This is a genomic window from Pseudomonas profundi, assembly GCF_008638305.1.
GTDB classification, from domain to species: domain Bacteria; phylum Pseudomonadota; class Gammaproteobacteria; order Pseudomonadales; family Pseudomonadaceae; genus Halopseudomonas; species Halopseudomonas profundi.
In genome coordinates this window covers 145,546-157,957 of record NZ_VTPZ01000003.1, presented here as the reverse complement: position 1 = coordinate 157,957, position 12,412 = coordinate 145,546, and the positions used below count along the sequence as shown (strand labels likewise).

The window sequence follows — 12,412 nt, the reverse complement described above, 5'->3', positions numbered from 1 at the left end:
AAGTGGTTCAAATCGTTCGCTTCGCTCACTGGGACGCGCTAAAGCCCGCCCCTTAACCAAGCGTTAGACGAACCGCGCTCTTAAAAGGACGTTCACATGGAAGATATTATCCGCACCTCTGAAATGCTTTCAGCAGTGAAGTGGTATTTTGAACTTAAAAACCTCTCACTGCGCAACGCCCTAGCTTTGCGATGCCCCCTTTCTATCGATAACCAGAAAGATTTGCGGCAATATTATTCTCAATACTTTGCGGGTCTGCTGTCCGCAACTGAGTTGTTTTTAGAAAAAGAGTACCCCAACAATGCCGGCTTCCGGGATCTACTATATAAAAAGCTAAGTTTTGAAAATTTCCCGGATGGCGAAAAGAACCATTCGTATCTCCGAGAACTCCGAAACAGCATAATACATAGAGGTCTCGATATTAGTTCAGCAGCACATATCAAGGATGATTTCCCGCTTATTATCTCTCCATCTCCTGTAACCAACCGTAGCGGAGTGGTATCCCATACCGCATTTGGCTATTACCTGATTGAGGTAATTGAGAAGTGCGAAAGTGTTGTGAGGGATACCTTCCTCGAGCATTTCGAAGAATTTAACCTACTGGATAAGCGTCTTCCACAAGAAAAAGTCATTGAGCTAAGTGAGAAATTTATATCCAGCTCCACTGCCATGCCGGACTGGGTAAAAAAATCAGCATTAAACTCTATCAAAGATATTAATCACGAAGAAGTCCATCTGGCATCGATGAACAGCTTAATTGAAACATTGAAAACCGATGTACTATCTCAATGCCTCGTCTAACAACTGGTTCAAGTCGTTCGCTTCGCTCACTCGGGACGGGCTAAAGCCCGCCCCTTAACCAAACGTTATATGCCGTTAGCTCCATGGGTATCAGCGTTGGACGCTAAGTATGTGTCCTGGAAAACGAAGCGCGATATTGTTTTATCGCTTCCTAAAAGTCCACTAGATTAGAGTTTGAAAATGGGAAAAAAAATAATACTCGTCCACGGATTAGGCGGTACCTCCGATGGAACATGGGGGAGCTTTCCAAATTTCTTGGAAAAGGACAAAGATCTTGATTGCAGCATTGTTTCATATGGCTATCAGTCGCCCCATATACTTAAACAATTTTATCAACGTGCCCCCAGTATTCTTAATATAGCAAACGGCCTACTCAGCGATATAAAAGCTCGGTGCGACTTGGACAACGATGAAATTATACTCGCTGGCCATAGCTTGGGCGGCTTAGTGGTTAAAAAACTTCTCCTTCGCATGAAGGATAAAAAAATAAACCATAAAATCCGAAAAGTATGCTTTTTTGACGTTCCGCATGATGGGTCAGGGTTCGCAAATGTTGGCAAGTATATTTCATTTAGAAATCGGCATCTTAAAAGTCTGTGCCGTGATTCCAGCGAGCTCGATGAATTGAATGATCAGTGGGTAGATAGTGGGTTGGACAATTCTCTGGAGATTATGAGTATTGTCGCTGCAAATGACGATATTGTATCTTCTTCTAGTTCAAAGAGTATCTTTAGGCGTCATCGGGTTGAAACAATTAACGATGTTGATCACTGCACAATTGTTAAGCCGGAAAGTATGGAGTCCTCTTCATATATTGTTTTTAAAAATTTTATTTTGGAAAAATATACCGTAAAAAGGTACAAAAATACTTCCTCACGAGACCTTGAAGACTGGAAAAGCGTAGAAAGAAATCATAGTTACCATTATGCGACTGATGAAACACGAACAAATAATTTTAAGTCGTTTGTTGCTGCTATGGATTTAGAGCGTGCTGTGATTCGGCTAACAGGAGCATCTGGGTTAGGTAAAACACGCTTATTATTAGAAGCTATTGATGCATCTAGTTCTATCGATGGTTCCTGCGTTCTTATTTTTGATGCGCCTGGTTACGGCACCGTCATAAAAGAAAGTATTCGGGCAATGGTTGAAGATCGTGTTCATGGCTTGGTAGTAATCGAGAATTGTAATATTGATTTGCACAACCATTTGGCGAAGGAGGTCAATAAAACAGATTGCTTACTAAAACTTGTTACAGTTGGATATTCAGATGGACAGGTTGATGAATCTATTCATATTCAACTTTCCCCATTGTCAGATGAGGCCATAAAGCAGGTCCTGTCCCCAATATTAGTTGGAATGGATTCTAGTGACGTTGATCGTGTAGCTAGGTTTGCTCAGGGTTATCCTCTTATGGCTACTCTAATCGCAGAGCAGTATCGGAAAGAGGGCCGATTGCTTGGTTCGATAGAAAGCAGCTCTGTCGTAAGAAAATTGATCGATGGTGACGGTGGCATAACAGATGTTGAGAAGGAAATGTTATCTGCTTGCTCCTTGTTCGATGTCTTTGGTACAGCCGAGGGGACAGCTGGCGAAGAGGCAAAATATATTGCTGAGAATGTTGCTGGGTCTGACCTAAAAATATTTGACAGAGTATTAAAAATATTTACCAGTCGGCAAATCATAAATCGCGCGGGGCGGTACGCAAGACTGGTGCCTAAGCCGCTGGCACTGACACTGGCGTCAGAATGGTGGGAGGAAACGTCATATGACCGTCAAAAACAGCTAATTGATACCCTTCCCGATTCTCTAATGCAGAGTTTTTGTACTCAGGCTTCATATCTTGATGACCAGCCGAGTGTTCAAAGGTTTTCAGATCGACTATTTGGGGGGCAAAGCCCTTTTGTTCGAGCGGAGGAGCTGCTTACAGAAAGGGGTTCGAAACTCTTCCGCGCATTTGTTGAGGTGAACCCCGAGTCAACAAGCGATGCTTTATACAGCGTTCTGTCGGAGTACAATCATGATCAACTTCAGGCTATAGATGGTGATACGCGAAGAAATCTAGTATGGGCATTGGAAAAGCTATGTTTTCATGCGGATGTATTTGAAAAATCAGCATGGTGTATGTTGTTACTGGCATCAGCAGAAAATGAAAGTTGGAGCAACAATGCAACGGGTATGTTTGCTCAGTTATTTCGAGTGAATCTATCTGGAACGCAAGCGAAGCCTAATATCCGCTTTGATATCTTAAAGCGGGCTATTGCAGTCAATCAGACTGATATAGATATGGTGGTACTTAAGGCTTTAGGTCAAGCAATCAGTACTTATGGTGGCACACGAACAGTTGGGGCCGAGTACCAAGGAACTAAAGCACCGCTTGAAGAGTGGCGGCCAGAGCTATGGCAAGATATTTTTGATTTCTGGCAACAAGCTTTTGATTTGATGTTGGTTCTTTTTGTACGGGGTGATGCACAAAAAGTAAAAGTCTTGTCAAAAATAGGTCATTCAATTCGGGGCTTTGTTGCTCATGGCCGTATTGAAATGCTGGATTCGGCGATTAGGAGGGTTGTAAGTATCAATGGCCGCTATTGGCCAGAAGCTCTAGATAGTATCAAAAACACTTTTGAATATGATTCTGAAGATATCAACCAAGAAACGACTGATGCGCTGAATAACTGGTTAGAGCTACTAAGCCCCGATGAAGCAGAACTGCCTGAGAAGTTAAAGATTCTGGTAACGAATCCTCCCTGGGAGCATCATAAAGGTGAGGATGGTCACTACGTTGATGTGGCAGCAGAAAATGCGAAAGTACTCGCGACAGAACTTTCCCATAATGTTGAAGAACTACTCCCTCACCTCAGCTTATTGTTACAGGGAGAGCAAAAGCAGTCCTATGCTTTTGGCCGCCAACTGGCTCATGACTCAACTGATGTTGTGCCAATACTTGGTTTGGCTCTAGAGTGTTTAGCAGCCGTTGAAAGGCCTGACTCTCGGTTAGTCTTAGGTTTGTATCGAGGTTTGTTTGAGCAGTCGCCAGAGCTTTGGCAAGAAAATATCGATCGGTTAGTTACGAATGAGAAGTTGGTTCATCTTTATCCAGACTTTATACGAACGGGAGATATCAAAAAGACACATTTAGATAATCTATTGGAGCTAATTCAGCGAGGTGTGTTATCGCCAAATAGCGCGAATGCACTTAGTTATGGCAGTGTGACTGACAGCATTGAACCGGATGTGATGGTCGGTTTTTGTCTACAGTTAACCGAGCTGGGCGATCAGGCCAGCTGGGCGGCACTTAATGTGATTTATATGTATTGTTTTAGTAATAAAGACAGCGTCAATGAGCTAAGAGATCAGCTTAAGCATTTAGTCACAGCCGTACCTTTACATAAAGGGCAAGAGAACACTGCAACAAATACACATCATTGGCATGACATGGCTGAAAAGCTATTAAAAGAGCGAGATATAGAGTTTGCGGTAGCGCTAACTAATCAGTTAATTTCGGCGAGTAAATACGGCTTAAATCATGGTGATATCTGGTCTTATACCAAACCTTTGATGTTAAACCTAATGAGCGACTATTGTGACGTAATCTGGCCGATATTTGGTGAGGCAATCGTTCGAGCTGAAGGGATGGATAGGTATTGGTTGCAACAGCTCTTAGATAGAGAAACAAGGTTGGTAAGAAATGTGCCAAGTGTACTTTCTGTTATTCCAGTTCAAAGCGTTATGGAATGGTGCTTTAAGCAACCAGATCTTGGCCCAGTTTTTGTTGCCCGTTGTTTAAATGTCATAGAAACAGTTGATGAGATGCAGCAGCCTTCGGCTTTGTTTGTCGCCTTGCTTGAGAACTTTGGAAATGACCAACGTGTAGCGAGTGAACTGAGCGCCAATATGGGAACCCGTGGTTGGTCAGGGTCTTTAGTACCCTACCTAGAATCAGATAAATCAGCACTAAGCCCCTTGATTGAGCATGAAAATTCTAGTGTAAGGCGCTGGGTTAAAGATTATATTGCATATATAAATCGGCAAATAGTCGAAGAATCAAAGCGTGATGAAGAGCATGGATTTGGGCTTTATTAGTATTAGGGGCAGCCTTCTAAAGGCGTCATATAACAAGTTGCTGCACGCGGAAAAATTGCTCGCTGCGCTCCCAATTTTCCGGTGAGCAAAGCGTTATGAATCAGCACGGAGAGTGGGACATTAGGGTCAGGTCTTGCTTTTTGCCCTTCTCCGCAGAGGCCTCGGCGCCAGGGGGTATGACCTTCTAGCCTCTAAAAAGGCTATCATTTGTCCTATTCACGCTCGCAAGAACTCAGCTAAAGGGAAGAATACATGTCGATAAGTCGTTGGTTTTTAGTTGTTTTTTTGGTGGCGGCTCTGGCGGGTTGTCAGTCGGCGTATTACGGCGCAATGGAGAAAGTGGGCGTTCACAAGCGCGATATCATGGTTGATCGCGTTGAGTCGGTCCAAGAGGCGCAGACTGATGCCAAGGAACAATTCGAATCCGCCCTGGCGCAATTCCGATCCATTGTGCAGATCAAAGACCAGGACTTGGCAGCACGCTACGACAGGCTGAACGACGAATACGAAGACAGCAAAGCTGCCGCTCAGTCGGTGACCGATCGCATCGATGCGGTCGAAGACGTGTCCGAGGCATTGTTCGATGAGTGGGAAGAAGAAATCGAGCTGTACAGCAATGCGAACCTCAAGCGCCAAAGTGCAGCGAAGTTAAGCCAGACCCGGCGGCAATACCAGGGACTCATCAGGGCGATGCGTAGCGCGGAGGCCCGCATGGCGCCCGTATTACAGGCCTTCCAGGATCAGGTGCTGTTTCTGAAGCACAATCTGAATGCGCGAGCCATTGACTCGTTACAAGGTGAGCTGGGGACTATAGAAACAGATGTCGCCCAGTTGATCAGGGAAATGGAAAAATCCATTGCTGAATCAGAAGCCTTTATCAGCAGCCTCCAGGATTAAAGGCAGGATACCTCTCATGCAGGCGCTGGAGTCAACCTGACTCCAGCGCCCTGGGATGGCCTTGCGGCCAGACGCTAAACCTTAGCTCTGTGGTTTGATCAGGAACTTCTCTCCGGTAGCCTGTTTGCCGTAAACCGAGATCGCATCCAGTTGTAACGCACCGGCCAGAGATACTTCGTGCGTGTAGTGACTGGCGAATGTGGTTTTGATTTCGGCGGCTATGCGCTTGCGCATGGCGGCGGCGGTGTCCTTACCCAGTTTCCCCAACGCATTGAACAACAGGAAGCCGTTTACACCCCAGGCAAAACCAAAGGTGCGGTTGAGCGTGATGGGGCCACGATCAAGGCCGCCATAGATATACACCTGCTTGTAGATGTCAGATCCGTACACGCTGTATTCAGTCATGTTGCGAGAGACGGCGGCTTCCATGCAGGTGAGGATGTCGCTAGCCAATCGTCCACCACCGATAGGGTCGAAGGCGATGGTGGCGCCGGTGTCGATGAGTGCCTGGGTCAGGTCTGCCATAAAGCTGTCGCTACTGGAATTGACCACGTATTTGGCACCCAGGTCGCGCAGCAATGCTTCCTGTTCCGGCTTACGGACGATATTGACCAGGTCGATGCCGTCGGCGATGCAGATGCGGTTAAGCATTTGTCCGAGATTAGAGGCGGCGGCAGCGTGAACGATGGCCTTGTGACCTTCAGCTCGCATGGTTTCTACCATGGCCAATGCAGTAAGCGGATTAACAAAGCTTGAAGCGCCTTCGGCTGCAGTCGTACCCGGCTCCAGTTCCAGACAGCTTTGAACATTGGCACACAGATATTTGCGGTAGCTACCACCGCCAATGCACGCAACGGTTTTGCCCATCAAGCTTTGCGCAGCGGCTGATGAGCCAGCCGCGACGACTGTACCGGCGCCTTCGTTGCCCACGGGTATAGCCTTACCAACCCGCTTCTTAACGGCACCCATGAATTTGGCCGGGACATCGGCACTGATGACTGGGCGGTCGGCGCTTCCGGATTGCTTGGCAGTTGTCATATCGGCTGCGCTGAACATCACTCCCAGGTCAGACGGGTTGATAGGGGCGGCTTCGATGCGGATGACCACCTGGTTTTCGCCTGGCTGCGGGATCTCGATCTCGCGCAGGGCAAGTTCCAGTTTGTTGTCTTCGCTAATGGTCGACGTTAGTTCGATGTTGGTATCTGACACTTTTTTCTCCTGAAAAAGTTAAGTGGTCTGGTGCTTCGCTAACCGTTGTTACCGCACAAGATGCGGGGCAAGCCCTTGGCGCCTGCGTGATCCGCGTGGCTGGGCTGTCTGATCGTAGAGATCAATGGGGTTAGAGTAGCTGACTTATTCGATCAGCTTCCCTAAGAATTGCAGGCCATCGTCCGCGAAGCCACCCGGGCCGCCAACAAAAAGAAAAGAGCACAGGGTCGGGATTGTGCTTTCTGGCGATCAGCTTTGCAGCAAAGGAATGCCAGTTTCATCCCGCCTAAAGGCAAGGACAGCCTGCGCTCCTTCCCATAACGTAGATGCACGAGAGCACCGATGAAGAGAATTGGAGGCGTGCTGATACACATCCTGACTGTAATTTCAGTCGCTACGGTTCTTGCGGTGACGTATCAGGCAGTGATGGTTTACGTTTTGGGCCAAGTTGATCCAAAGTTTTCGCCCATTGGAACCGTGCAATTAGCGGGCTTAATGATTCTGCCTTCGTCGGCAATGGCTGGCGTAGGTTCAGGTGCGTCTCACTGGTTCTGGCTGCGCAAGCATCTCGGAATGCACGTCAATCGATGCTACATGCTCACAGCTGTGCTCGTCGGCGCGCTCGTCGCGCTCCTGCACAGGTCAGTGTTCGAGTTTCCGCTTCTATACGGTGTAAGCGACGTTACGCAGTATTGCTTCTATTTCTTCGGCTTAGGGCTGCTTCTGCACCGTATAGGTGTGCTAGTACTCGGTCGGGAATTAAAATGGGGGTCAGATGAACATTATCCGTAAACCTTCATCTGACCCCCATTTTCTTTTCGGCACGTGCGCCGCGCGTTAAATCAGTAGTGATACCGGAGCTGGGCGATAAGCAAAGCGTCATCCGTGACTTTGTAAACTATTCGGTGTTCTTCGTTGATCCGGCGAGACCAGTACCCGGCGAGGCTGTGTTTGAGGGGCTCTGGTTTGCCAACACCTTCGAACGGTTCTCGCTTGGTCTCTTTGATCAGCTTGTTGATTCGGTTAAGAATCTTTTTGTCGGTTTTCTGCCAGTACAGATAGTCTTCCCAAGCGTTCTCGGAGAAGATGAGTTTCATTCAAGAAGTTCCTTCTCTTGACCACCGCCTTGCTCCAGCTCGGCGACGGATTCCAGCAATCGCCGTGCGTTTTTTGGTGCGCGCAGAAGGTATGCAGTTTCTTGCAGCGCCTCGTAGTCATCCAGGGAGATCATTACCACGGACTGCGACTTGCTCCGGGTGATGATCACAGGGGAATGGTCTTCACAGACCTGTTCCATGGTTTTTGCTAGATTGGTTCTAGCGGCTGTGTAGCTAATGGCATCCATAAGGTTGCTCCTGTACAGGATGATGGACATGATCAGGATACCGTACATAAATGGATTTAACAATCGGCTGCACAGCGATCGATTTTCCGCTGCTTCGCGGCTTCAGACCGGCGCATGAACCCGGCGTTAGGGACAACCATGCTTCATCTACGCGACATGACATATGGGTTGTTAATTCTGGCGCTAATAGCATTACTGTAAATTGGTGTCAGATGACCATTAATCGCAATTTCCGGCAGACCCCAATGTCCGGCATTGCCTGCACCGGCAACGAATAACCGGATCGTGCGCCCCGTCGTAATGGAGCCAAACAAGGACATTTCACTTCAAGCACAGCCGATGATTGCTGGTCGTCGGGCAGCGGTGGGTCAGGCCTAAAGTTTTACCCTTTTGGGCCGCTACATCGGCCTTTAGTCTTCAGAGTAGCCGTCCATGTCCCGCCCCGTAAGCTTCAAATTCAAGGTTCTGATCGCCGCGTGTGTCGTGGTGACCACGGTCTTCCTTGGGTTTTCCCTTTACAACGACTCTCTCCAGCGCGAAACGATCAAGGACAATCTGCGAACCTACGTCAATGACGCAGGCAATTTAACAGCTGAAAACATCACCAATTGGATATCTGGTCGGGTGCTGTTGCTCGAAAATCTGGCGTACAACCTGAACTCCGGCTCAGCTTGGAATGTGCGGTCTTTCCTTGAGTCCCGCACTCTCGTAAACACCTTCAAAACCAGCTATCTCGGCGAGGCGGACGGAACGTTCACCATGTATCCGCAAATCGATATACCAGCGGATTACGACCCACGAACCCGGCCGTGGTTTATGGGGGTGAAGTCATCTGGTGCAACCGTGCTCACGCAGCCTTATATCGATGCGTCCAGTGGTGGCCTGATCATGTCGATCGCTACCCCGTCGGGCCAAAACGTCGTTGGAGCGGATCTTGATCTGGCTGTCATTTCATCGATCATCAACGCCCTCGATTTCAACGGGCTAGGTTACGCTTTCCTGGTCAGCGGCGACGGAAAAGTGCTGGTTCATCCAGACAAACAACGCCAGATGAAGACGCTGGATGAGCTGTTTCCTACGACAGTGCCGGTGATCTCCGATGCGCTTCAAGAAGCCATTTCAGTTGAAGGTGACCGCCTGTTGACCTTCCTTCCGGTAACAGGCCTGCTTGGCGTTGACTGGCACGTCGGCCTGTCTATCGACAAGGAAAAAGCTTTCGCCAGCGTGTCGGAGTTTCGCATGTCGGCTTTCGTGGCCACGATGATTGCGATCGTCGCTATCGTTGTGTTGCTGGGGATGCTGATGGGCTATCTTCTCCGCCCCCTGACATCGCTTAGCGCGGCGCTGGAAGATATTGCGCAGGGAGAGGGCGACCTTACCCGTCGCCTGCCGATTACCGTGAACGATGAATTCGGCCGCCTGGCCAGTGCCTTCAACCGCTTTGTCGAGCGGATTCATGTGTCCATCGGGCAGACAGCCGAGGCCAGCGTGCAGCTTAATGACGTGGCACTGAGAGTCGTCGATGCCTCGAACGCGAGCATGGCAAGCTCTGATGAGCAGTCGGCGCGAACTAACAATGTGGCGGCGGCTATCAACGAGCTTGGCGCTGCAGCACAAGAGATTGCTCGCAATGCCGGAGAAGCCTCTCGGCTGGCCAGCGGCGCCCGCGAAGGTGCAGAGCAGGGATCTCAAGTAGTGGAGCAGGCGGTGCAGGCAATGGCAGAGCTGTCCTCGAAGATCAGCCAGTCTAGCGAAACCATAGAGTCTCTAAGTAACCGAACAACGGATATTGGCCAGATTCTGGATGTTATCCGCGGAATCTCGGAGCAGACCAACCTACTGGCACTTAACGCTGCGATCGAGGCGGCACGAGCAGGCGAATCCGGCCGGGGCTTTGCCGTAGTGGCAGACGAAGTTCGTAATCTGGCGCACCGAACGCAAACCTCAGCGACCGAGATCCACAGCATGATTGAGAGCTTGCGCACTGACGCCTCGACGGCAGTGCAGCAGATGGGTGAAAGCCAGCAGCTCAGTCGGCGCAGTGTTGAAGTAGTCATGCAAGCTGGTCAGAGGCTCGTTGAGATCACGGCCGGTGTGAGCGAGATCGACAACATGAACCAGTCGGTCGCGACCGCGACTGAGGAACAGACCTCTGTAATTGAGAGCCTGAACGTCGACATCAACGAGATCAACATGCTCAACCAGGAAGGCGTTGATAATCTGAAGTCGACGTTGCGCGCGTGTACGTCACTTGAGCAAGAGGTGAGCCAGCTGCGATCCCTCGTCGGAAGTTTCAAAATTTAACTGGCAAAAAAGAAAGGCCATTCGTTTTGCGCGTGTTGGTAGCGTTAAACGGCATACACGACCAGTCGAAGGAGCCATCAGCAATGTCTTCGGTCGAAATCCGTGCAGCTATCGAAACCGACGTGATAGATATCCGGCTATGCGCACAGCAAGCGGGTTCAATAAACCCGCAGGTGCCGCCTGTATTTCCTCTTTATTTCATCTGTTCATGATGCGCGGCAGCCATTGGCTCAGCTCCGCGGGGCGTAACGGCGCTCTGAGGAAACCAACGTATTCACCCTCAGGGTTGATCATGATCACCTGCCCGCTGTGATCGACCATGTAGTTTTCCTCACTCGTATCCGGCTCGATATAGGCAATCGACAGGGCGCTGGCAAGGCTGGCGAGCTGCTCGGGATCACCGCTGGCACCTTTGAAACCCTCACTGAAGTATTCCAGATATTCGCGCATGCGCTCGGGCGTATCACGGTTCGGATCGACGCTGATCATGGTGATCTGCAACTGATCGGCTTGCTCCGCCGGCAGGTTGTTTTCGATCTTCTGCAGTTCGGCCATGGTGGTCGGACAGATATCGGGACAGTAGGTATAGCCAAAGAAGAGTAAATCCCACTGGTCGTTCAGATCCTCCCGCGTCCAGGCTTCGCCGTCGGCAGATACCAACTCCACCTCTGGAACGCTGCGCGGGGTATCGAACAGAAAGATACCCGAGCGGGACAGTACTTCTCGGTCCAGCGCGGGCTCGCGGGTTGTCTTGTATACCAGCGCCCCAACAATCAGAGCGATAATGGCGACCAGGATGACGACTGTTTTTTGCACGCCGCTTACAGCCATCCAGCAATACCCACGTAGTGATCGACCAGCAGTGCCACGAACAGCCACAGCAGGTACCAGAGGGAGAACTTGAAGGTGCGTATTGCCGCATGTGGGCGGCTATCGCGCCAGAGTGCCCAGGCCCAGTCGATGAAACGCACGCCCAGTATCAGCGCAACGGCCAGGTACAGCGGCCCGCTCATCTGAATAGCATAGGGCAGCAGACTCACCGCGAGCAGGATGAAGGTATAGAGCAGAATGTGCAGCTTGGTATACCGCTCGCCGTGGGTCACCGGCAGCATGGGGATGTCCACCTTGGCGTACTCGGCCTTGCGGTGAATGGCCAGCGCCCAGAAGTGCGGTGGCGTCCAGGCGAAGATGATCAGCACCAACAACAACCCCTCGGCATCGATCTGACCAGTGACAGCGGTCCAGCCAAGCAGGGGTGGCGCCGCGCCTGCCAGGCCGCCAATAACGATATTCTGTGAAGTAGCGCGTTTGAGAAAGGAAGTGTAGATGACCGCATAGCCGAGCAGCGAGCCCAGCGTCAGCCAGGCGGTCAGGGCATTAATCCATTGCAGAAGAATGCCGAGGCCGGCACCGCCGAGTACAGTGGCAAACAACAGCGCATTGATGGGATTGACCCGGCCCTGGGCGAGCGGTCGGCGCTGGGTGCGTGCCATGTGCAGATCAATACGCCGGTCAACGACATGGTTAACCGCCGCTGCGGAGCCCGCACAGAGGGCAATGCCCAGATTGCCGAGCAACAACACGCTCCAGGGTACGAAGCCGTCTGTGGCCAGCAACATGCCGATTGCGGAGGTGATGATCATCAAGGCTACGACCTTGGGCTTGGTCAGCTCAAGATAGTCGCGCCATCCGGCACCGGCTGTTAAAGCACTGCTCACGCTAGCCATTTGAATCCCCCCGGGCGCTCGTGCGCCTTATATGTCTTGTTTTCGGCCA

General features: G+C 50.3%; 10 protein-coding genes and 1 pseudogene. 6 read left to right on the top strand and 5 right to left on the bottom strand.

Annotated features, from left to right (window positions below; all coding sequences use genetic code 11):
- Positions 1 to 96: 96 nt before the first annotated feature.
- The 3 genes from FZE95_RS05805 to FZE95_RS05795 all read left to right on the top strand — a co-directional run bounded on the left by FZE95_RS05805 (position 97) and on the right by FZE95_RS05795 (position 5,778).
- Complete coding sequence (locus FZE95_RS05805; protein ID WP_150299898.1) at positions 97 to 801, top strand: hypothetical protein; 705 nt, start codon at positions 97 to 99, stop codon at positions 799 to 801.
- A gap of 180 nt (positions 802 to 981) precedes the next feature.
- The gene (locus tag FZE95_RS05800; protein WP_150299897.1) at positions 982 to 4,881 is read left to right on the top strand and encodes an esterase/lipase family protein; all 3,900 of its coding nucleotides are present in this window, start codon (positions 982 to 984) and stop codon (positions 4,879 to 4,881) included.
- A gap of 258 nt (positions 4,882 to 5,139) precedes the next feature.
- Entirely contained in the window at positions 5,140 to 5,778 is a 639-nt protein-coding gene (locus tag FZE95_RS05795; RefSeq protein WP_397387107.1) for a DUF2959 domain-containing protein, read from the top strand.
- Between the two features lie 81 nt (positions 5,779 to 5,859).
- Here FZE95_RS05795 and FZE95_RS05790 read toward each other — a convergent pair whose 3' ends face one another.
- On the bottom strand, positions 5,860 to 6,987 hold the full coding sequence (locus tag FZE95_RS05790; RefSeq protein ID WP_150299895.1) for a zinc-binding dehydrogenase: 1,128 nt from the start codon (positions 6,985 to 6,987) through the stop codon (positions 5,860 to 5,862).
- 342 nt (positions 6,988 to 7,329) lie between these two features.
- Here FZE95_RS05790 and FZE95_RS05785 point away from each other — a divergent pair, with 342 nt between their 5' ends.
- Entirely contained in the window at positions 7,330 to 7,779 is a 450-nt protein-coding gene (locus FZE95_RS05785) for a hypothetical protein (RefSeq protein WP_150299894.1), read from the top strand.
- A 50-nt stretch (positions 7,780 to 7,829) separates the two neighbouring features.
- Here FZE95_RS05785 and FZE95_RS05780 read toward each other — a convergent pair whose 3' ends face one another.
- Both FZE95_RS05780 and FZE95_RS05775 read right to left on the bottom strand, forming a co-directional pair.
- Complete coding sequence (locus FZE95_RS05780; protein ID WP_008938367.1) at positions 7,830 to 8,084, bottom strand: Txe/YoeB family addiction module toxin; 255 nt, start codon at positions 8,082 to 8,084, stop codon at positions 7,830 to 7,832.
- Positions 8,081 to 8,332, bottom strand: coding sequence for a type II toxin-antitoxin system Phd/YefM family antitoxin (locus tag FZE95_RS05775; RefSeq protein ID WP_150299893.1), 252 nt, complete (start codon positions 8,330 to 8,332; stop codon positions 8,081 to 8,083). The genes FZE95_RS05780 and FZE95_RS05775 overlap by 4 nt, the downstream gene beginning before the upstream one ends.
- A gap of 432 nt (positions 8,333 to 8,764) precedes the next feature.
- Between FZE95_RS05775 and FZE95_RS20060 the strand changes: the two are divergent.
- Positions 8,765 to 9,778, top strand: a pseudogene (locus FZE95_RS20060) (HAMP domain-containing protein); the annotation flags it as partial.
- A gap of 93 nt (positions 9,779 to 9,871) precedes the next feature.
- Positions 9,872 to 10,636 carry a methyl-accepting chemotaxis protein gene (locus FZE95_RS20055; RefSeq protein WP_397387106.1) on the top strand — a complete coding sequence of 255 codons (765 nt, stop codon included), beginning with the start codon at positions 9,872 to 9,874 and terminating at the stop codon, positions 10,634 to 10,636.
- 198 nt (positions 10,637 to 10,834) lie between these two features.
- Here FZE95_RS20055 and FZE95_RS05765 read toward each other — a convergent pair whose 3' ends face one another.
- Together FZE95_RS05765 and cyoE are read right to left on the bottom strand one after the other, a co-directional pair.
- Positions 10,835 to 11,452: an SCO family protein gene (locus FZE95_RS05765; protein WP_190324508.1), complete on the bottom strand. Its 618-nt coding sequence runs from the start codon at positions 11,450 to 11,452 to the stop codon at positions 10,835 to 10,837.
- Between the two features lie 5 nt (positions 11,453 to 11,457).
- Positions 11,458 to 12,363: a heme o synthase gene (gene cyoE, locus FZE95_RS05760; RefSeq protein ID WP_150299890.1), complete on the bottom strand. Its 906-nt coding sequence runs from the start codon at positions 12,361 to 12,363 to the stop codon at positions 11,458 to 11,460.
- Positions 12,364 to 12,412 lie beyond the last annotated feature (49 nt).

Excerpts from the sequence above, each read along its gene's own strand:
- cyoE (WP_150299890.1), bottom strand. The coding sequence starts at position 12,363 with ATGGCTAGCGTGAGCAGTGCTTTAACAGCCGGTGCCGGATGGCGCGAC.
- FZE95_RS05780 (WP_008938367.1), bottom strand. The coding sequence starts at position 8,084 with ATGAAACTCATCTTCTCCGAGAACGCTTGGGAAGACTATCTGTACTGG.
- FZE95_RS05785 (WP_150299894.1), top strand. The coding sequence starts at position 7,330 with ATGAAGAGAATTGGAGGCGTGCTGATACACATCCTGACTGTAATTTCA.
- FZE95_RS05800 (WP_150299897.1), top strand. The coding sequence starts at position 982 with ATGGGAAAAAAAATAATACTCGTCCACGGATTAGGCGGTACCTCCGAT.
- FZE95_RS05775 (WP_150299893.1), bottom strand. The coding sequence starts at position 8,332 with ATGGATGCCATTAGCTACACAGCCGCTAGAACCAATCTAGCAAAAACC.
- FZE95_RS05805 (WP_150299898.1), top strand. The coding sequence starts at position 97 with ATGGAAGATATTATCCGCACCTCTGAAATGCTTTCAGCAGTGAAGTGG.
- FZE95_RS20055 (WP_397387106.1), top strand. The coding sequence starts at position 9,872 with ATGGCAAGCTCTGATGAGCAGTCGGCGCGAACTAACAATGTGGCGGCG.